The organism is Pantoea sp. AN62 (assembly GCF_050432985.1).
Lineage (GTDB): Bacteria > Pseudomonadota > Gammaproteobacteria > Enterobacterales > Enterobacteriaceae > Pantoea > Pantoea brenneri.
Map to the genome: position 1 here is coordinate 1 of NZ_JBNPYB010000003.1, position 19,211 is coordinate 19,211.

The following is a 19,211-nucleotide window of genomic DNA, read 5'->3' on the forward strand; positions in this document are numbered from 1 at the left end:
TAGCTGAACAGGAGGGACAGCTGATAGAAACAGAAGCCACTGGAGCACCTCAAAAACACCATCATACACTAAATCAGTAAGTTGGCAGCATCACCAACGTCACGGATTTAAGTCCCTGGTTAATAGCAAAGCGTTTTAACCGGCCTATAGCCCAGAAACCATTGTAATCGTTGTTTCGACTGACAAAACTACTATTCAGAGAATGGCTAATTCCTTTGAGCTCTCTTCTTCGTGCCATCGACCCTTCCTGGCTGTTTTCACGCGTTCTAATCAGTTATTGAAACAGTATCGGTACGGTTGGTCCATCCTTTAACGTTTGTCATCCAGCCTCATCTGCCGTTGCTGACTCATGACACGGAAGATGTAAAGAGCCGCGCCACAAACCCGACCCGCATTCGACCCGGCTCCCGTGCGAGGCAGCCGTCCGCGAGGCACATTCGTTGTCCGTGAGCCTGAATCCATCTCGCTGGCGCAACCGCCTGTTTTTCTCGCTATTGCGCTTTAGTGCATTTACCAGGACGACCCGTTGCCACCGATAACAGAATACAAGCAGGCGACGGCCAGCGCGGATAAGCCGGCGTCTGATCAATGTCGCTTTGCCTGGCTGCCCTGGCCTGAGTTTCCGCTGGGCGCAGCGTCCGATTGCGGTTATGTTGAAGCTTCAAATCGTGACTGCAAAGGAACTCAGCATGCCCGAATTTTTCTTTTTCAGGAAAGGCCGTCAGCTGGTGGCTGCCGACCGGAAGGACAGCGCGGCAGCCGAACGGCTTAAGGCTGACGGCTATCAGAAACAGTTTGAGGAAATTATTGCGCCAGATGCGGAAAGGGCGCTGATCAGGCTGCAGGATATCCGTAAGGATGCCGCCGATCTCGAATACGGTTTTCTGACCGGCGGGATATTCGGTGTCGTCACCTTACTGTTCCGTGAAAACCGGGTCAAAAAGACAAAATGATCGGCGCATCTCTGGCTGCAGCAGCGCCGCTTGCCGACCGGATCGAGCAGTAAAAAACCGCCCCGGGAGGCGGTTTTTTACTGCAGATCTGACGCGCAATAGCACGTCGCGATCGTCAGGCCGGTACTGACAGCGCTTTCTGGCTGCGTGACCAGACGCGGTGTGCTTTCATCGCCTGGATGAAGTCCGCCATCAGGGCGTTTTCTGCTTTGTCACCCTCAACAATGCCTTCTTCCTGTTCGGTTTCGCCCAGACTGAACTGCGCCTTGAAGCGACGTGCATCGCCTGACAGACCAATAACTTTCAGATGCTTGTAGGCTTCCAGCAGGAAGTAACGCGCATCACCGCTCAGCAGCAGGGCGTCGATGTTGCCATCCGGCACGATAACGGCGTCAAAGGTCAGTGACGGCAGACCGGCGAAGGTGGCATCAATCGGCAGCACCGAACCATCATCGGCGCGTACCTGGCCCATGTGTGCAGCCAGCAGTTTGGTGTGAACACCGACCGCTTTCAGTTCCTGCAGAATTGACAGCACATCTGCCGCCTTCACGCCATCGCTGACCAGTAACGCTACCTGACGGCCCTTGATCTCGCCATCCGGGATGGCGTAGAGACTCAGGCTGTCATCTTTGGTCAGGCCGTTAACCGCTTTTGGCGGCTGGATATTCAGCTGATCGGCGGTCAGGGCGATACCGAGATTATCCGCCACGCCTTTCGCCAGACCGAGGTCAATCCGCGCCAGATGATCGACCACCCGCTCACGAATATAGGCCCGCGCCACTTTACTCAGCTCGAACGAGTAAGCGCCGATAATATGCTGCTGTTCGACCGGCGTCTGGCTCATCCAGAACAGGCGCGGCTGAGCATAATACTCACCGAATGATGGGCTGCGCTCGCGCACTTTGTGGCCCTCAACGCGCTCCTGGTAGCTTTCAAAACCGCCACCTTCAGCGGCTGGCGGGGTTTCACGTGGCCAGTTATCGTTGATCGAGTTCGGCTCGTAGTTGGCCGGGTTAGTGTCGATATCCTGACGGTGCATCCCCTGACGCTGGAAGTTATGGTACGGACAGGTTGGACGGTTGATCGGGATCTCATGGAAGTTCGGACCACCGAGGCGGCTGATCTGGGTATCGGTATAGGAGAACAGACGGCCCTGCAGCAGCGGATCGTTGGAAAAATCGAGGCCCGGCACGATGTGGCCTGGGTGGAATGCTACCTGCTCGGTTTCTGCGAAGAAGTTATCCGGGTTGCGGTTAAGCACCATCTTACCCACGATCTCGACCGGTACCAGCTCTTCCGGGATCAGTTTGGTGGCGTCCAGAATATCGAAATCGAATTTGAATTCATCCTCTTCCGGGATCAGCTGCAGGCCCAGTTCATATTCCGGGAAGTCACCCGCTTCAATCGCTTCCCACAGGTCGCGACGATGGAAATCGGGATCGCGGCCGGTCAGTTTCTGCGACTCATCCCACAGCAGCGAGGCTTTGCCTGCCACCGGCTTCCAGTGGAAGCGGACAAAGGTCGCTTTGCCTGCAGCATTAATCAGGCGGAAGGTGTGAATACCAAACCCTTCCATGGTGCGATAGCTGCGCGGAATGCCGCGATCGGACATCGCCCAGATGACGTTGTGCATGGTTTCCGGCTGGAGAGAGACGTAATCCCAGAAGGTATCGTGGGCGCTCTGGCCCTGCGGGATTTCGTTGTGGGGTTCAGGCTTCACCGCGTGCACGAAGTCAGGGAATTTATGCGCATCCTGAATAAAGAACACCGGGGTGTTGTTGCCGACCAGGTCGAAGACGCCCTCTTCGGTATAAAACTTGGTGGCGAAACCGCGAATATCACGCACCGTATCAGCGGAACCGGCGCCGCCCTGTACCGTGGAGAAACGCACGAAAACCGGCGTCACCTGATTCGGATCGCTGAGGAACTGCGCTTTAGTCAGATCTTTTAACGAGCGGTAGGGCTGAAAATAGCCGTGCGCCGCTGAGCCGCGCGCATGCACGATGCGCTCCGGGATACGTTCATGGTCAAAATGCGTGATCTTCTCACGCATAATAAAGTCTTCCAGCAGGGTTGGCCCACGCGAACCGGCACGCAGCGAATTCTGATCGTTCGCAATACGGGTTCCCTGGTTGGTGGTAAGCGGGCTGTTGGTGCCGTTTTTACGGCTGGCATTGAGCTGGTCGAGTTTAGCGTTATGGGTCTGCGGGGCTTTCAGGCTACCTGGCGCGGTCGGTTGTTTGCCGGGAGGCGTCGGTTCGGCTGGCGGCTGATGTGATCCATCCTGAGGTGCCAGCGAACCGAGTCCGGGTTCTGACGACTCCGGCCCGGTGGTGGGGGCGCGGTGGCTCAGTTCTTTCTTCTCTGTTTCTTTCGACATTAATCCATGCTCCAGCGGTTATTTTACTTTCGACGACACTAAATATAGAACAACCTGACCAATGCTGGGGGTAAACCGCGACTTTAACTCACCTCGCCGGGTTTCTTTTTGGCGGGCTAAAATAACACCTTCACCCGGTGCGGCAGCCTGTCGTTTCGCTTATTGCCGGCCAACTGCAACTATTCGGAGGTCTGTATGCTCAGCTATCTGTTTATTGGTGCGAATGATGTGGCGCTGTCCGGTCACTTTTATCGGGCAGTTCTGCTGCCGCTCGGGTATCTGGTTGAGCCCGATGGCGAACAGCTGATTTTTTCGCTGCCGGAGGTGCCCGATCGGCAAAACGGACCCGGTGCCGTCTACATTGCGAAGCCGTGGGATGGCGCAGACGCGCAGCCGGGTAACGGCAACATGGCCGGATTCCGCGCGCCGACGCGGCAAAGGGTTGACGAGCTTTACGCGGCGGGCCTGCGGGCAGGGGGCACAGATGAGGGCACGCCAGGCATTCGTGAACGCTATAACCCGAATTTTTACGTGGCTTACCTGCGCGATCCGGCAGGCAATAAGCTGGCGCTGTTCTGTAACGACGATCCGGCCTACGCGTCGGTTTAATTGCAGCCGGCGTGCATTTCCCGATTGAAGTTAGAAATGTTATATCATAACATTTCATTTTGTAACTTCTATTGAGGATCGCGACGTTGGCAAATCATACAGGTAAGTGGGCGATGGCGCTGGGCGCGCTGTTGATCAGCAATCAGGTGGCGGCGCATGGCGATCATGCGCACGGCAAACCGTTGTCAGCCATGGAACAGAAAGCGGCGGAAGGGGACTTTGCCGATGCGGATGTTAAAGATCGCCCGCTGTCGGACTGGGATGGCCTGTGGCAGTCGGTCTATCCACTATTGGAAAGTGGCGAGCTGGACCCGGTATGGCAGAAAAAAGCGCAGCAGGATGGCAGCAAAACGGCGCAGCAGGTTAAAGCTTATTACCGTAAAGGCTACGCGACCAATGTCGACACTATCGGCATCGAAAACGGCGTGATGGAATTTCATATTGGCGATCGGGTCAGCGCCTGCCGCTACCATTATGCCGGCCACCGGATCCTGACCTATACCTCGGGCAAGAAAGGGGTGCGCTACCTGTTCGAATGCCAGGAGGCGAACAGCGATGCGCCGAAATATGTGCAGTTCAGCGATCACACCATCGCACCGCGCAAATCAGCCCACTTCCATATTTTTATGGGTAATCGTTCGCAGCAAGCTTTACTGGCGGAGATGGATAACTGGCCGACCTACTATCCCTGGCAGATGATGAATGCGCAGGTGGTGGATGAGATGCTGCATCATTAAGGATTTGCTTCGGCTTTTGACACACCCGCCCGTAACGGCGGGTTTTCAGGCGACAAACGCGGCCAGCTTATGCAGGTAAATCGCCAATCCGTGGCGTACAAAATCCTAAAGCGCTTCACTCAGATCTACTTAGAGGTGCGCCGACTGACTTTACCGCCCTTGCGGCCAGCTTCCCTGGCTCTTTCAGGATCGTTCTTGAAATTGCCTCCGCTGGCTTTGCCACCGGCACTTCCAGCTTCACTGGCACGGTCCGGGTCATTGGCAAAGTTGCCTGCGCCACCCCGGTATTTCTGTTGTGTCATAGATAGGCCTCGTATCAGGTTCCTTAGATAAGTAGGACTAGCTAGTCACAGTATTAAGTTTAGTTTGCCGGCTGGATTATGCCAGCAAAACGGCAAAATCGAGGCGGCTGTCGCCTCGCTAATCTGTTGATTATCTGCATAAATTGGCGGGACTTCAGCCAACCCATACCGGCCGGCGCGAGGCCGGTATTCCCTTCACCACCTGTTGATACGAATCGTCGACCAGCTGCTGGATCAACCCTTCTGACAGTGCGTCGCCCGGGTAGACGGTGATCCAGTGCTGCTTATTCATATGGTAACCGGCGGTAATAGAGGGATAGATGGCGCGATGCAGTTCCGCCTGCTGCGGCTGGCATTTCAGGGTGATGATCGGCACCCCCCGCAGCACGGTCAGCAGTAGAAACACCTTACCGCACACTTTATAGACCTGATGTGCCGGTCCAAACGGATAGCTGGACTCGGCGGCAGGCAGCCGCTCGGCCGCCTCAATAGCGATGCGCTGGATATCAGCACCCTGCATAGCGAATCTCCTTGTTACCGGGTTGGTCAATCACTGCCCACTGGCTGAGTGACTGAGGCCTGTTACACTTCTGATAAGCATAAATCAGGAGCAGACATGAAATTAGGCTTTGCATGTAAGTATCTCAACCACGATGGCAAACAGTTTTTCCCGTTCCGCGCCACCACGCGTAAACGGTTTCTGAGTTTACCGCACGATCAACGTAATCAACTGATTTATGAGATATCCGTTACCAACCTTAACCAGCTCTACCTGACGCTGGAGCAGCTGGCGACCTTACCGGAGCCGTTAAGAATGATGCGTATTGGCAGCGATCTGCTGCCGCTTTATACCGTTCCGGAGGCCACGTCGCTGTTTGCCGCGTTTTTACCCGAGCTTCATCCGCTGTTCGCCCGCTGCGGTGAACTGGCACGCGCGCACCAGATCCGACTCTCCTTTCATCCGGGGCAATATACGGTGCTGGCGTCAGATAATCCGGATGTGGTGAGCCGCGCGCTGGAGGATGTCGAATATCACACCCTATGCGCCTGCCTGATGGGCTACGGCCAACGCTTCCAGGATTTTAAAATCAATATTCATATGAACGGTAAGGCGGGATTCGACGGTTTTAAACGTTCGTTTGGTCAGCTGAGCGAGGAAGCGCGCCGGATGCTGACGGTAGAGAATGATGAAATATCCTGTTCGCTGGATGACGTACTGCAGGCCGCCGCGCTCTGTCCGGTGGTGCTGGATATTCACCATCACTGGGTGAAAGAGAATCAGTTTATCCAGCCTGACGATGCGCGGATTGCCGCGATAATCGCTTCGTGGCGCGGCGTCCGGCCGGTACTGCATTATTCGATTTCACAGGAGGGGATTATTCCGCCGCAGGGCTGGCCGGATCAGCAACAGCTGGGCGTGTCGAAAAGCAAACTGCGGGCGCACTCCGATTACTACTTCAACGACACGCTCAATGACTGGGCATTGTCGTTTCAGGATTTCGACATCATGTGCGAAGTGAAAATGAAGAATCTGGCGCGGGAACAGCTCTACCAGTGGGCGAAACAGCAACAGCGGATAGCGTAACAGCCGACAGCTTTCCCCTTGCTGGTCGGGCAGCAAGGGGAAGCGACCTCAAATAATCGCCACGCCGCCGGTGACGGCGACCGTAGCGCCCGAAATATAGCTGGCCTCATCGCTGGCCAGCATCACATAGGTCGGGGCCAGTTCAGCCGGCTGACCGGCGCGCTGCAACGGCACTTCGCTGCCAAAGTTTTTCACCTGCTCAACCGGCATGGTCGACGGGATCAGCGGTGTCCAGATTGGGCCCGGTGCTACCGCGTTGGCGCGGATGCCTTTTTCCGCCAGCATGGCGGCGAGGCTGCCGGAAAAGTTGACGATAGCCGCTTTAGTCGCCGAGTAGGGCAGCAGCTTCGGCTTTGGCTGGTCGGCGTTGATCGACGCGGTATTAATGATCGATCCACCCGCTGGCATATGCGGCACTGCCGCTTTGGTGATGCGGAACAGGGCGTAAAGATTGGTTTTCATCGTCCGGTCAAACTCGTCATCGCTGATTTCATCCAGCGATTCACGCGTCATCTGATAAGCCGCGTTGTTCACCAGAATGTTGATCTCACCAAACGCTTCTACCGCTTTCTCAACGATGGCGGAACAGTGTGCTGCCTCGGTAATGTCGCCTGGCACCAGAATCGCTTTCTGGCCTGCGGCTTCGACCAGCCGGGCGGTATCCTGCGCATCTTCATGTTCATCAAGATAAGAGATCAGGACATCAGCCCCTTCGCGGGCAAACGCGATAGCGACCGCCCGACCGATGCCGGAATCGCCGCCGGTAATAATGGCTTTTTTGCCCGCCAGCCGGCCTGAGCCCTGATAACTTTGTTCACCATGATCGGGCTGCGGCTGCATGGCCGAGGTCGTACCGGGCCAGTTCTGTTGCTGTTCGGCAAAAGGGGGTTGGGGGCGTTGAGTCGATGACATGAATATTCCTCCATAAAAATCCGTTAGCGTAAAACAGTCAGTCAGGACCGCCGGAACGGCTGTGGTCCTGACTGACACGCTGGCGTCAATTAAGGTTTCGGTGACGCGACACCGTCAATCTGCTCCTGCTGTGCGCCTGAGCCTGGACGGGCGTTACCGAGCAGCGGCTCATCACCGAGGATCTCCGGCTGCTGTTTTGCACTGAACTGGCCGTGACCGTCGTAGGCCGGGCCATTGCTCCAGCGGCCTTCCGGCAGCGGTTTATCCAGCGAGGTGTTCAGGCAGTAGTAAGAGTGCTCCTGCGCTTCATTTTCCTGCGGGAAGCTGTTTGGAATAGGCAGCGAAGCATTCAGGCCGCCCATCTCTTCAATCACCGCCAGCCACTGCTGCTGGTGCATGGTGTCACGAGCGATCAGGAACGACAGGAAGTCCTTCATCCCTTTATCTTCCGTCATATTGTACAGGCGGGTCGCCAGCACGCGGCCGGTGGCTTCAGCCGTGACGTTAGCCAGCATATCGGCCGCCACGTTGCCGGAAGCATAGATATGGCTCATGTCGAACGGCATACCGTTGGCGTTAACCGGCATCGCTGACAGACCCGATGAAAGGATATGACGCGGGTTCATGCCGCCCAGAATGGCGTTAACCACCGGATCTTTGGCTGAGGCTTCCTGGTAGGAGAGCGGTGCGCCCTCAAGGTTGAGTGCCACTGCATAGCCCAGCATTTCGATATGGCTGAGTTCTTCGGTTGCGGTGGAGATCAGCAGATCCCGAATCCGGGCATCGCCACGCGCGCCCATCGCCTGGAAAAAGTATTGCATCGCCACACGAATTTCACCCTCTACGCCACCGATGGCTTGCTGTAACAGCATGGCGAATTCTGGATCTGGTTTCTCGACGCGAACCGGGAACTGGAGTTTTGATGAATGATGAAACATGATTTTTTTCCTCGTCAGTGTTTGCACTCGATGCAGAAAAAAGCCTGGACAGGGATAGCGAAAAAAGAAAGCGTAACGAGAGCAATTAGTGGATGAGTAAGAGGGGATAAGCGGCAAAAAACCGCGAAAAATGGATAAACGGTTGGTCCGCCGATGAGGGCTGATTACAGTAGAATGATGACGCTGACCCCCGGAAGAAAAGGCATAAAAAAGCCCCGCAGGCGGGGCAAATTCTGGGAAGCAAAAGCATCCGTGCTAATCAGTGATCCCTCACAACAGACACAGGATGTCAGCTGTTACTGGTCGACGACGCATTCTGCAGAACGTGTTCCAGTGCCTGACGATAAATATCCTGTTTAGCCACGTCACGCTCACTCTCCAGGCGATGAATCAGGCCCAGCACAATGTCTTTATCGGAAACGTGGGTTTTGTAATGCGCGAGTTCAGCATGGACGGCTGCAATAACTTCTTTCTCGCTGGTAACCGGAGTGCCAGAGTTCATGAAGTATTCAGAAATCTGAGACTCTGTATTGATTGTCGTTTGCATATCAGGCCTCATCAAAAAGGGGGACAAATGCGCCATTTCAGGTCCGGTCAGCGGACGACGCAAAAAAAGAGCATCTGAAGGTGGAAATCCACGACACCTTCAGATGCGGTGCAATGCACCTTTCGTTACAAGTGACTTAACATCACGGCGCAAAGTTATACAATAACGACAAACTTGTACAACGAAATTCGATAAAATTTTACTGGTCGGTGGTGTATTTCACATGCATGTTTAAAATAATTAACGGTTAATTTTTATTAAATATATTTAAATACAAGTAGTTATTTTCTTGTCGCTGCGCTTTTCGCTTTTTCTTTATCAAATTCGCTGAAAAAAATATTTCCGCTCAAGGCTGTACGTCTGGGTGATTTTCCGCAAAAACCTGTACAGGTTCAGACAGTAAAACCGCGCTGACGGGACAGGGGCGGGCGGTACAACGGTGGTAATCTTATTCACCTGACCGTGAAGCCAGCACAATTCACTTCACACCTGCGCCTCAGAAGGCTAAGGTTTAGCGCTTACTTATCAGAAGGAGATGATCATGATTAACGGCTATTTCGCGCTTCCGCCTGCCGGCATCACGCAGGAACAGCACAAGCGCACGGTGGCGGTGGCAGCGGCGCTGGCGGTAGCTAAAGAGTCAGTCAGCGCGTCAACCTCGGCGACCGGTTCAAAAACGGCGTGGGATCTGCAGGCGGTGGCCAATGAAATTGCTAATCTGGCGGATGCGATTCAGGATGCGCTGGAAAGCGATAGCGAAGTGTAAACCAGCGGCCTGAGGCGGCGAGGTGTGGATGGCAGATCGGGCCTCAGCACCGGGTCGCCGCTGAAGCCCGGCAACGCTCTGGCTGCCGGGTAACGCTTATTCTACTGACGGCGGCTCATATTTAATGTACTGCCGTAATGTGTCATGGATCGCCCGGTTATCGCCCTCATCCAGACCGCGTCCGGCATATTCTTTCGCCAGCGCCGCCAGCACATCATCAAACTTACCTTTGTAGTTGAGATTATTCAGCGCAATTTGCTGGCCGAGGATCTCTTTTAATACCGTGGTCTCTACTTTTAGCTGACGGACTTCATCTTCAAGATGTTTGATTCGCGCATCGTCTGACATAACACCTCCATGATTAAACACCGCAGAATAACCATGCCACGCCGGATATTCAAACAACGCAGGCAGCAGACAAACTTTGTCAGATTTTCCTTAAGTCAGAATAATGCATTAGCCGGGCGATTATACCGCCATTCCCGATCAACAAGTCGCGCCGCTCAGCTTGTGCGGTGATAGTGATCGCTTTCTGCTGAATATTACGCCAGCGCAAAAAAACGCCACAAAAAAAAGTGCATTGTCATCAACCCCTTCGCTTAAACCTTTTCCGTTGCGCTTGATTAAAAGGGTAATTCGATATTACTGTGTTTATATACAGTTATCTGGAAAAGGAGTGTTATTATGGAGTTCATCAAACCTGCGGACCTGCACGCCGTTATGCCGTTGCCGTTGTACATCGAACGGGTACCCTGCGGATTTCCCTCACCGGCGCAGGATTATGTCGAACAAAGAATTGATTTAAACACGCTGATGGTTCAGCGACCCAGCGCCACCTATTTTGTCCGGGTGAGCGGTGAATCGATGACAGACGCGGGTATTAACGACGGTGACATGCTGGTGGTCGACAGTTCGCTGACCGCTGCCCATGGCGATATTGTGGTCGCCGCCGTTGACGGTGAATTCACGGTTAAACGCCTCCAGCTCCATCCCTGCCTGCAACTGATGCCGATGAATACCCAGTTCAAGCCGATCGCCATTAAAACGGAAGATGCGCTTGAAGTGTTCGGTGTGGTGACCTTCGTTATTAAATCGACCCATTAATCATGTTCGCGCTGGTCGACGTGAACAGTTTTTATGCCTCATGTGAAACGGTGTTCCGGCCCGATCTGCGCGGCAAGCCGGTGGTGGTGCTGTCGAATAACGACGGCTGTGTCATTGCGCGCAGCGCTGAGGCGAAAAGGGTGGGCATCAAAATGGGCGCACCCTATTTTAAAATGCGTGAAGAGCTGACGCGTCATGGGGTGCAAGTCTTCAGCTCGAACTATGCGCTCTACGCCGATATGAGCCAACGGGTGATGACCATCCTGGAAGAGATGGCACCTTCGGTTGAGATCTACTCGATCGACGAAGCGTTTCTGAATCTGACCGGCGTGCAGAACTGTACGGCGCTGGAAACCTTTGCCCGCCAGGTCCGCCAACGGGTGCTGAAAGAGACGCATCTGACCGTCGGCGTCGGCATTGCCCAGACCAAAACCCTGGCGAAGCTGGCTAATTTTGCCGCCAAGAAGTGGAGCAAAACCGGCGGCATCGTCGATCTGTCCGATCCTGAGCGGCAGAAAAAGCTGCTGGCGTTGATTGATGTCGCCGAGGTGTGGGGCGTAGGTCGCCGCATCGCGAAACGGCTGAATGCGATGGGGATCGAGACCGCGCAGGATCTGGCTGCCCAGAGTACTCCGACCATTCGCAAGCATTTTAATGTGGTGCTGGAGCGTACGGTCAGGGAGCTGCGCGGCGAGCCTTGTCTGGAAATGGAAGAGTTCACTCCGGTGAAGCAGCAGATCATCTGTTCGCGATCGTTTGGCAGCCGTATCTCCGATTACAATCAGATGCGGCAGGCCATCTGCGCCTATGCCGAACGGGCGGCAGAAAAACTGCGGCGGGAGAAACAATATTGCCGTCAGGTCGGGGTGTTTGTGCGTACCAGTCCACATGCGGTCAACGAAACTTTCTATGGCAATCAGTCTACCGGTCAGCTGCTGACCCCAACCCCTGACACGCGTGACATTATCCGCGTCGCCATGGCGTGCCTGGATAATATCTGGATAGAGGGCCACCGCTATATGAAAGCCGGTGTCCTGCTGGGCGATTTTTTCAGTCAGGGCGTAGCCCAGCTTAATCTGTTCGATGAGATGCCACCGCGCGCTGACAGCGAGGTGCTGATGCAGCTGGTTGACCGCATCAACCAGAAAGGCCGGGGAAAGCTGTGGTTTGCCGGGCAGGGCATCCATAAAGAGTGGGCGATGAAACGCGAGATGCTGTCGCCCGCTTACACTACCCGTCTGACCGATTTACCGGTCGCGAGAGTGAAATAAGCGCCCGCTGTTTTTACTGCCGCCGTAGCATAATGATTTCCGGATAAAAGCTTTTTTTATCACGCAGTGAAATTATCGGGCCGTTATCCTTTACCTGGCCCGACCAGTTGTTAGCTGGTCGGGTGTATTGATAAAATATTTAGGTAAATGTGATGAATTTTAGACAATTTGAAAACAGAATTAATCAGTGGCCGGCCATACATTTCACCGCGATAGTAAAAAACCGTCGCGAAGAGGAATATGAAATTTATGCAGTCGATGAGAGCAATAATATAAAATCTCAGCTATTTATCTGCTTTGCGGATAATGAAAGCCATGCCAGCTTGCTTATTAAACAATTTACGCTGTGGCTGATCAAAATAAATAGCGAGAAACGCCGCCAGCAAAAGGCCGAACGTCACGCCGAGGCAGCATTATTGCCGGATAAATAAGCGGCGGGATTGTTCTGATGCCGGGAAAATAGGTTCTCACTAAAAAGCATAAATTGAGTAGCATCGTTAACCATTAAGGCGATTAAATTGTCACGCAGCCGAACTCGTGCCTGAAGATAAAGTATCAGCGCGGTATACTTATTATCAGCGGCTGGGATACAATCCCCTGTTGATTTTTACGGGAGCACCTTTCCCCCTGGCCGGTAATGATGATCACGATAGCCACAGCGCATAAAAACAAAGAACGGGGCCGCCCCAGAGAGTTTGATATTGAACAGGCTCTGGACCACGCCATGATTGTTTTTCGGCAAAAAGGGTATCACGCGGCATCACTGAGCGAGCTGGGCGAGGCGATGAACCTCTCTGCTGGCAGCATCTACAAGGCGTTTAAAGATAAACGCTCCCTGTTTCTGCAGGTGTTTGAACGTTATCTGCTGCTGCGTAATGCCGAGCTGCGCCGCCGGCTGCTGCCCTGTACCAGCGGACGGGCAAAAATAGCGGAACTGCTGCAGTTTTATCTCGATTCCGCGCGTGCCGTTGAAGGGCGACGCGGCTGTCTGGTGGTCGCCAGCGCGATTGAATTGCAGACGCTGGATGAGGCGCTGGCGCTCCGCATCAATCAGGTGGTGGTGCGTAATCAGTGCTTTCTGGTTTCGCTGCTGGAGCAGGGACAGCAGGATGGCTCTGTCTCCGACACGCTGGATGTTGAGTCGGCTGCCGGACTGATCCTCTGCATTGCCTATGGGATGCGGGTGGCGGGCAAGGTCAGCGATGTGGCAGACGAACAACAGACCCTTGCCCTGGCATTAAAAGTGCTGGGTTAAAATTTAGCTAATTAGGAGGCGAGCGCTTCCTAAATTTATCGGTAAACGGACAGAGGTAACCCAAAGCGAACAAGAGAAACGCGATGGCAACGATCATAACCCGCGGCGGGACAATCGCCGCCCGCCAGATGCCCGGGAGCGAGCAGTGACAGACGACGACCTGACGATTAATGATGAAATTCGCGCCCTGATAGGAAAAGTGGTCTCACGCCTGATCAGGCCCGATGAAGTGCTGAGTGTTCATGAGATCATCACTGCGCTGCACAGTTTGCGCGTCCGTTCACCTGACCGTAATACGCGCTTATCCTGTCGGAAAGCGATTCGCATTCTGGCGCGTAAACTCCATTAGCCCCGCGCTTTTTAGTCAGAGAAATTCTGCGGTGCGCTTTCCGAACCGCTTATTGTGTGCCAGGCTTTTCTGCTCCATTATCCTGCGTAGAAAATTAAGGCCTGTTTCGTGAAAACCTCAATCTTACTGACCCTGGTGGCCGCTATCGGCTGTTCCGTTTTTGCCGCCCGTGGCGGGTTCGAAACCCATGCGACACAACATCCGTCGCATCAGAGCGTAACCGAAAACGGCGAGCCACTGACTGAATAGGCGAACTGGCTAGCGCCACAGTCGGCCCCGGACAGGTCAGCCTGCCGTTGCCCGGCACGCCGCAGAGCACAGGATTCGCTTTTCAGCTGGCTCGTCTGAAGCAGCATGACGCGGTAATAACATGACGCGGTAATAAAAGGCGGGCAGCGGGGCGATACGGGCACCGGAGAAGGTGCCCTCGGCAGAAATGTCAGCCTGAGAGGAAGGATTAACGATAGTTTTTAAGTTCAACCGGTTCCTGTCCGGTCACCACCAGCCAGTTCAGCTCGGCCCGATCGCGGGTTGAAGCATTGATAAAACTTTTCAGCCAGTTGCGCGCATCAGCAATTTGCGCCACGCGATCGTCGTTACGCTCATTTTCAGCCATCTCACCCAACTGTCGAATCAGTGATACCAGCGTAATATCCTGTTGTTCAAACGCCAGGTTAATGGCGGCTTCACCAAGAATCATATGTCCGGTTGATTTATCGTGAAATACCATGGGTAACCTCCTGAGTGAAAATGTAAATAACACAATAATTATTCTAGTTAAAGGCAGCTTAAACGAAAGTGGAATCCCCTAAGGCAGACGCTATTAAAGTCATCAGCAAATAAAATGAACTTTTGCCTATCCGGTTAACTTACTGATATCTGGCTAAAACGTTACGCCTTACTATTTTTGACGCCACTCGGGGTACGCATAATACCGGTAACAAAAGCTGGATGAGCCTGAAATTCAGATAAGCGAAGGGGCGGAATAAAGCGCGGCTGTAGCACCGGACAGCCCGACACAGCTGAAGGGCAGCGGTGTTAAGGGCGCACTGCAGCACAGGCCGCGATTAACGTTTCAGCTAAAAAAAGCAAAAATAAAGCCGCCAGGCGGCGGCTTTATAACGGAATATCCGTAATTATTTATTTGGCACTTCAGAAACTGCTTTAACGTCAGCTTTATTAATTTGCTGCTTAACGCCGTTGGCATCTTTATATGCCAGCAGACCGGCATCTGACTCAGAAGGTTTGCCATCACTAATAATGGTGCGTCCATCATTGGTGTGGATTGCGTAGCTGGTACGGGTGCAACCGGTTAATACGGTCATACCAATCAATGCAGCAAGAGGTAAAATCAGCGCTTTTTTCATCGTATTCACCTTATAATTAGTTGTCGAGTTCACTCATGTTACTAATTTCATTGCGATTGATTTGCTCGGTTTTACCGGTCTGAGCATCGCGATATGAGACCAGTCCGGTATCATCATCAATTTGTGGCTTGCCATCGGTAACAATAGTGCGGCCATCGGTAGTCTTAATCGATTGATTAGATGCGCAGCCCGCCAGGGTGCCTAAACAAAGGGCCACCAAAGCGACAGCCGAGAGGGATTTCATTTTCATTTTTTCATCTCCTTGAAGTAAATCCAGACGTATACAGCATAGACGCCTTTATAAATTTTGCTGGCCCTGTAGCGCTTCGTTGGCTAATTTTTGGCCAGAAAGGCGCGTGCAGGGGAATAATCATCCACCTGTGCGCCGGATATAGCATTTATTGCCAATGAAAGCAGTCGGGCAGGTTATTTGTCCGCCTGGTTAAAGGGTACGCAAATAATCCGCAGTAAAAAGGTCAGACCAGTAAAATTAATCTCACTGCCGCCGTCCAGGTGGTGCCGTCGGCGTCAGCTATGCTTAACCATGGAGGTGCTTATGTGTGGACGATTTGCGCAGTACAGCAGCCGGAATGACTATTTCGATGCGCTGGGGATTCCGGAAGATGAAATTATTTACGACCCGCAACCGATCGGCCGCTACAACGTGGCGCCCGGTACCCGGGTGCTGTTGCTTAACCAGCACGATAACCAGCTGCATCTTGATCCGGTGCTGTGGGGTTACGGTCCCGACTGGTGGCACAAGGCCCCGTTGATCAATGCGCGCAGCGAAACCGCGGCGCAGGGACGGATGTTTAAACCGTTGTGGGCACAGGGTCGCGCTATCGTGCCAGCCGATGGCTGGTACGAATGGAAAAAGCAGGGCAAGCAGAAGCAGCCGTGGTTTATCTACCATCGTCACCAGCAACCGCTGTTCTTCGCCGCTATCGGCAAAGCGCCTTATGACCGCGAGCACGGCAAAGAGGGATTTGTGATTGTGACTGCCGCCAGCGATAAGGGGATGGTTGATATTCACGATCGGCGGCCGCTGGTGCTGGAAGCCAGCGCAGTAACTGAGTGGCTAAGTGCGGAGACGACGCCAGAACGGGCGGTTGAGATTGCGCAGCAGGCGGCGTTACCGGAGCAGGCGTTTGCCTGGCACCCGGTGAGCCAGGCGGTGGGGAATATTCATCATCAGGATGCCAGCCTGATCGCGGAGATTGATGACCCGGCAGAGTGAGCCGCTACCGGGCCGGACAGGGCTGATAACCGTGCCGATCAACTGGGTGCGCCGATCGGCAGGGCCGATCAGAGGAGCGAGTCTTCCCCGGCTTTGGCGGCCGCTTTCTCGGCTTTCATCGCATTGATCGGATCGGAGGCGCTCAGCCAGCGATCGAATTTCTGGTAGGTGTCGATAAAGGTTTTAAAGTAGCTACTGGCTATGGTGGCGTTCTCTTTGTGGTTCATAAACGCGACTGCCAGTTTGAACGCATCTTCGTTATCAAATTTCATTTTTGTCTCCCTCGCTTCAGATCTATAGAGCGTAGCCTGATTAAGCCGCGCGTGCATTCAGACAACCGGCTGATAAACCGCAATAAAGCACCTCAATCTCGGCTGTCGGCCAGATTGGCGTTGATTCCCACTTACTTCACGTCAAATCCTTCTTATAATGCCAGCTTCACTCGTGAAGGAGACCCGCTTATGTTGAAAGGATTAACCGTTGCCGCTGCGCTGCTGCTGTCGGGCTGTAGCCTGATGCATAAACAGCCACCGGCGCCCCAGACCCTGCACTACCGCTGCGGTACCTTGCCGCTGACCGTCACCCTTGATGAAGCACAGCAGCAGGTCAGCTTTATTATGGATGGTCAGCCGCTGACGCTAAAACAGACGGTATCCGCCTCGGGTGCCCGCTACAGCGACGGCAACTATGTCTTCTGGTCCAAAGGAAACGGCGCGTTTATCGAACGTAACGATAAAATTGTCGTTAATGATTGTGAGCTGCAACCCGCCAGCTGACTGTTTATCTGAATGAGCGAACATTATGAGCGACAGCGATACGCTACACACCATTGCCCACCTGCGGCGTGAATATACCCGCGGCGGGCTGCGCCGTAAGGATCTGCCGGTCGATCCTATCGTGCTGTTTGAACAGTGGCTGAGCCAGGCCTGCGAAGCGAAGCTGCCCGATCCGACGGCGATGACCGTGGCGACGGTGGATGAAGAGGGGCAGCCGTGGCAACGCATCGTTCTGCTGAAGCATTTTGATGCGCAGGGCATGGTGTTCTATACCAATCTGGGCAGCCGTAAGGCCTTGCAGCTGGCGCACAACCCGCGTATTTCGCTGCATTTCCCGTGGCACTTTCTGGAGCGTCAGGTGCTGGTGCTGGGTGAGGTCGAGAAGCTGTCGCCGCTGGAGGTGCTGAAGTACTTCCACAGCCGTCCGCGTGACAGCCAGATTGGTGCCTGGGTGTCGAAGCAGTCGAGTCGCATCTCCGCGCGCGGCATACTGGAAGGCAAGTTCCTTGAGCTTAAGCAGAAGTTCCAGCAGGGCGAGATCCCGCTGCCCAGTTTCTGGGGCGGCTACCGGGTGAAATTTCATACGGTGGAGTTCTGGCAGGGGGGCGAACATCGCCTGCACGATCGTTTCCTCTATCAGCGCGATCACGACGGCTGGAAAATCGACCGACTGGCACCCTGAATCGGTAAGATTCCCGCCTTTCAGCGCTGGCACAGAAGGCGTCAGCGCTTTATGCTATAGCCCTCATTTTTTTCGATTCCGCAACTCAGCGGAAAGCTGTGTACCAGCATAGGTGCAGTCTGATCAATTTGGAGTCAGTGATGACCAGCAGTAACCTGATACAACAATTGCAAGAGAGGGGCCTGATCGCCCAGGTGACGGATGAAGACGCGTTAACAGAGAAACTGGCGCAGGGGCCAATTTCGCTCTATTGCGGCTTTGATCCCACTGCTGACAGCTTGCATTTGGGCCATCTGGTACCGCTGCTCTGCCTGAAGCGTTTTCAGGATGCCGGACACAAGCCGGTCGCGCTGGTTGGCGGTGCTACCGGCCTGATTGGCGACCCCAGCTTTAAAGCAGCAGAGCGTAAACTCAATACCAGCGAAACCGTCAACGAATGGGTTGAAAAGATCCGCCAGCAGGTGGCGCCATTCCTTGATTTCGATTGCGGCAGCAACAGCGCTATCGCCGCCAATAACTATGACTGGTTTGGCAGCATGAATGTGCTGACCTTCCTGCGTGATATTGGTAAGCACTTCTCAGTGAACCAGATGATCAATAAAGAAGCGGTGAAGCAGCGTCTGAACCGTGACGATCAGGGCATCTCCTTCACTGAGTTTTCCTATAATCTGCTGCAGGGCTACGACTTTGCCTGCCTCAATGAGCGTCACGGCGTCTCGCTGCAGATTGGCGGCTCCGATCAGTGGGGCAACATTACCTCCGGTATCGATCTGACCCGTCGTCTGCATCAGAATCAGGTGTTTGGCCTGACGGTTCCGCTGATCACCAAGTCTGACGGCACTAAATTCGGTAAAACCGAAGGCGGCGCGGTCTGGCTGGATGCGAAGAAAACCAGTCCTTATAAGTTCTACCAGTTCTGGATCAACACTGCGGATGCCGATGTTTACCGGTTCCTGAAGTTCTTTACCTTCATGAGCATTGAAGAGATCAATGCGCTGGAAGAAGAAGACAAAAACAGCGGTACCGCGCCACGTGCGCAGTATGTACTGGCCGAGCAGGTCACCCGCCTGGTGCACGGTGAGGAAGGTCTGGCCGCCGCGAAACGGATTACCGCCAGCCTGTTCTCCGGTTCGATCAGCGAAATGACCGAAGCCGATTTCGAACAGCTGGCGCAGGATGGCATGCCGACCATCACCCTGAGCGCGGAGGACGATCTGCAGCAGGCGCTGGTGAAAGCGGAGCTGGTGCCGTCACGCGGTCAGGCTCGCACCATGATCGGCTCAAACGCCGTCTCACTCAACGGTGAGAAGCAGTCGGACGCGGAGTACCGCTTCAGCGACAGCGATAAGCTGTTTAATCGCTACACGCTGCTGCGTCGCGGCAAGAAACATTACTGCCTGATTAACTGGCAGTAAGATTTCAGGGCCGGTTTCCGGCCCTT

The 19,211-nt window shown here is 54.1% G+C and carries 26 protein-coding genes; 15 read left to right on the forward strand and 11 right to left on the reverse strand.

The window, feature by feature from the left end; all coding sequences use genetic code 11:
* Positions 1–689: 689 nt before the first annotated feature.
* A complete protein-coding gene (locus FHW04_RS04405) occupies positions 690–953 on the forward strand; it encodes a hypothetical protein (RefSeq protein ID WP_089561507.1) in 264 nt (87 codons plus the stop codon).
* A 115-nt stretch (positions 954–1,068) separates the two neighbouring features.
* Here the strand turns inward: FHW04_RS04405 and katE are convergent, their stop codons facing one another.
* Positions 1,069–3,333 (reverse strand): catalase HPII, encoded by a 2,265-nt coding sequence (katE, locus tag FHW04_RS04410; RefSeq protein ID WP_031377381.1) that lies wholly within the window; start codon positions 3,331–3,333, stop codon positions 1,069–1,071.
* 195 nt (positions 3,334–3,528) lie between these two features.
* Here katE and FHW04_RS04415 point away from each other — a divergent pair, with 195 nt between their 5' ends.
* Together FHW04_RS04415 and zinT are read left to right on the forward strand one after the other, a co-directional pair.
* Positions 3,529–3,942 carry a VOC family protein gene (locus FHW04_RS04415; RefSeq protein ID WP_089561508.1) on the forward strand — a complete coding sequence of 138 codons (414 nt, stop codon included), beginning with the start codon at positions 3,529–3,531 and terminating at the stop codon, positions 3,940–3,942.
* A gap of 86 nt (positions 3,943–4,028) precedes the next feature.
* On the forward strand, positions 4,029–4,679 hold the full coding sequence (gene zinT / locus FHW04_RS04420) for a metal-binding protein ZinT (RefSeq protein ID WP_084227783.1): 651 nt from the start codon (positions 4,029–4,031) through the stop codon (positions 4,677–4,679).
* A gap of 125 nt (positions 4,680–4,804) precedes the next feature.
* On the opposite strand, the gene FHW04_RS04425 is transcribed toward zinT, so the two are convergent.
* Together FHW04_RS04425 and FHW04_RS04430 are read right to left on the reverse strand one after the other, a co-directional pair.
* On the reverse strand, positions 4,805–4,981 hold the full coding sequence (locus FHW04_RS04425) for a general stress protein (RefSeq protein WP_031377378.1): 177 nt from the start codon (positions 4,979–4,981) through the stop codon (positions 4,805–4,807).
* Between the two features lie 154 nt (positions 4,982–5,135).
* The gene (locus FHW04_RS04430) at positions 5,136–5,501 is read right to left on the reverse strand and encodes an MmcQ/YjbR family DNA-binding protein (RefSeq protein WP_031377377.1); all 366 of its coding nucleotides are present in this window, start codon (positions 5,499–5,501) and stop codon (positions 5,136–5,138) included.
* Positions 5,502–5,597: 96 nt separating this feature from the next.
* Between FHW04_RS04430 and FHW04_RS04435 the strand changes: the two genes are divergently transcribed.
* Positions 5,598–6,566, forward strand: coding sequence for a UV damage endonuclease UvsE (locus FHW04_RS04435; RefSeq protein ID WP_031377376.1), 969 nt, complete (start codon positions 5,598–5,600; stop codon positions 6,564–6,566).
* A gap of 48 nt (positions 6,567–6,614) precedes the next feature.
* Here the strand turns inward: FHW04_RS04435 and FHW04_RS04440 are convergent, their stop codons facing one another.
* The 3 genes from FHW04_RS04440 to FHW04_RS04450 all read right to left on the reverse strand — a co-directional run bounded on the left by FHW04_RS04440 (position 6,615) and on the right by FHW04_RS04450 (position 8,963).
* Complete coding sequence (locus FHW04_RS04440; protein WP_031377375.1) at positions 6,615–7,478, reverse strand: glucose 1-dehydrogenase; 864 nt, start codon at positions 7,476–7,478, stop codon at positions 6,615–6,617.
* An 89-nt stretch (positions 7,479–7,567) separates the two neighbouring features.
* A complete protein-coding gene (locus FHW04_RS04445; RefSeq protein WP_089561509.1) occupies positions 7,568–8,416 on the reverse strand; it encodes a manganese catalase family protein in 849 nt (282 codons plus the stop codon).
* Between the two features lie 289 nt (positions 8,417–8,705).
* On the reverse strand, positions 8,706–8,963 hold the full coding sequence (locus FHW04_RS04450; RefSeq protein WP_031377373.1) for a biofilm development regulator YmgB/AriR family protein: 258 nt from the start codon (positions 8,961–8,963) through the stop codon (positions 8,706–8,708).
* A gap of 541 nt (positions 8,964–9,504) precedes the next feature.
* Here FHW04_RS04450 and FHW04_RS04455 point away from each other — a divergent pair.
* Complete coding sequence (locus FHW04_RS04455) at positions 9,505–9,729, forward strand: hypothetical protein (RefSeq protein ID WP_089561510.1); 225 nt, start codon at positions 9,505–9,507, stop codon at positions 9,727–9,729.
* Positions 9,730–9,825: 96 nt separating this feature from the next.
* Here the strand turns inward: FHW04_RS04455 and FHW04_RS04460 are convergent, their stop codons facing one another.
* Positions 9,826–10,077 (reverse strand): hypothetical protein, encoded by a 252-nt coding sequence (locus FHW04_RS04460; protein ID WP_031377371.1) that lies wholly within the window; start codon positions 10,075–10,077, stop codon positions 9,826–9,828.
* Between the two features lie 336 nt (positions 10,078–10,413).
* On the opposite strand from FHW04_RS04460, the gene umuD reads away from it, so the two are divergent.
* The 6 genes from umuD to FHW04_RS04490 all read left to right on the forward strand — a co-directional run bounded on the left by umuD (position 10,414) and on the right by FHW04_RS04490 (position 13,957).
* The gene (umuD, locus tag FHW04_RS04465; protein WP_089561511.1) at positions 10,414–10,833 is read left to right on the forward strand and encodes a translesion error-prone DNA polymerase V autoproteolytic subunit; all 420 of its coding nucleotides are present in this window, start codon (positions 10,414–10,416) and stop codon (positions 10,831–10,833) included.
* Positions 10,834–10,835: 2 nt separating this feature from the next.
* Complete coding sequence (gene umuC / locus FHW04_RS04470; protein ID WP_089561512.1) at positions 10,836–12,104, forward strand: translesion error-prone DNA polymerase V subunit UmuC; 1,269 nt, start codon at positions 10,836–10,838, stop codon at positions 12,102–12,104.
* A 152-nt stretch (positions 12,105–12,256) separates the two neighbouring features.
* Positions 12,257–12,535, forward strand: coding sequence for a hypothetical protein (locus tag FHW04_RS04475; RefSeq protein ID WP_046288349.1), 279 nt, complete (start codon positions 12,257–12,259; stop codon positions 12,533–12,535).
* A gap of 209 nt (positions 12,536–12,744) precedes the next feature.
* Entirely contained in the window at positions 12,745–13,359 is a 615-nt protein-coding gene (locus tag FHW04_RS04480; RefSeq protein WP_094106342.1) for a TetR/AcrR family transcriptional regulator, read from the forward strand.
* 145 nt (positions 13,360–13,504) lie between these two features.
* Complete coding sequence (locus tag FHW04_RS04485) at positions 13,505–13,708, forward strand: hypothetical protein (RefSeq protein ID WP_031377366.1); 204 nt, start codon at positions 13,505–13,507, stop codon at positions 13,706–13,708.
* A gap of 108 nt (positions 13,709–13,816) precedes the next feature.
* Positions 13,817–13,957: a hypothetical protein gene (locus FHW04_RS04490; RefSeq protein WP_227021914.1), complete on the forward strand. Its 141-nt coding sequence runs from the start codon at positions 13,817–13,819 to the stop codon at positions 13,955–13,957.
* Between the two features lie 208 nt (positions 13,958–14,165).
* Here the strand turns inward: FHW04_RS04490 and FHW04_RS04495 are convergent, their stop codons facing one another.
* The 3 genes from FHW04_RS04495 to FHW04_RS04505 all read right to left on the reverse strand — a co-directional run bounded on the left by FHW04_RS04495 (position 14,166) and on the right by FHW04_RS04505 (position 15,325).
* Positions 14,166–14,438 carry a hypothetical protein gene (locus tag FHW04_RS04495; protein ID WP_031377365.1) on the reverse strand — a complete coding sequence of 91 codons (273 nt, stop codon included), beginning with the start codon at positions 14,436–14,438 and terminating at the stop codon, positions 14,166–14,168.
* A gap of 406 nt (positions 14,439–14,844) precedes the next feature.
* Positions 14,845–15,075 (reverse strand): YgdI/YgdR family lipoprotein, encoded by a 231-nt coding sequence (locus tag FHW04_RS04500; RefSeq protein ID WP_031377364.1) that lies wholly within the window; start codon positions 15,073–15,075, stop codon positions 14,845–14,847.
* Positions 15,076–15,091: 16 nt separating this feature from the next.
* On the reverse strand, positions 15,092–15,325 hold the full coding sequence (locus FHW04_RS04505) for a YgdI/YgdR family lipoprotein (protein ID WP_031377363.1): 234 nt from the start codon (positions 15,323–15,325) through the stop codon (positions 15,092–15,094).
* A gap of 306 nt (positions 15,326–15,631) precedes the next feature.
* Here FHW04_RS04505 and FHW04_RS04510 point away from each other — a divergent pair, with 306 nt between their 5' ends.
* Positions 15,632–16,312, forward strand: a complete 681-nt coding sequence (locus FHW04_RS04510; RefSeq protein WP_031377362.1) for an SOS response-associated peptidase family protein — start codon at positions 15,632–15,634, stop codon at positions 16,310–16,312.
* A 68-nt stretch (positions 16,313–16,380) separates the two neighbouring features.
* Here FHW04_RS04510 and FHW04_RS04515 read toward each other — a convergent pair whose 3' ends face one another.
* Complete coding sequence (locus tag FHW04_RS04515; RefSeq protein ID WP_031377361.1) at positions 16,381–16,584, reverse strand: hypothetical protein; 204 nt, start codon at positions 16,582–16,584, stop codon at positions 16,381–16,383.
* A gap of 189 nt (positions 16,585–16,773) precedes the next feature.
* On the opposite strand from FHW04_RS04515, the gene FHW04_RS04520 reads away from it, so the two are divergent.
* The 3 genes from FHW04_RS04520 to tyrS all read left to right on the forward strand — a co-directional run bounded on the left by FHW04_RS04520 (position 16,774) and on the right by tyrS (position 19,185).
* Entirely contained in the window at positions 16,774–17,088 is a 315-nt protein-coding gene (locus FHW04_RS04520; RefSeq protein WP_031377360.1) for an MliC family protein, read from the forward strand.
* A gap of 25 nt (positions 17,089–17,113) precedes the next feature.
* Positions 17,114–17,770, forward strand: coding sequence for a pyridoxamine 5'-phosphate oxidase (pdxH, locus tag FHW04_RS04525; RefSeq protein ID WP_089561513.1), 657 nt, complete (start codon positions 17,114–17,116; stop codon positions 17,768–17,770).
* A 140-nt stretch (positions 17,771–17,910) separates the two neighbouring features.
* Positions 17,911–19,185, forward strand: a complete 1,275-nt coding sequence (gene tyrS, locus FHW04_RS04530) for a tyrosine--tRNA ligase (RefSeq protein ID WP_031377358.1) — start codon at positions 17,911–17,913, stop codon at positions 19,183–19,185.
* The last annotated feature ends 26 nt before the right edge of the window (positions 19,186–19,211 follow it).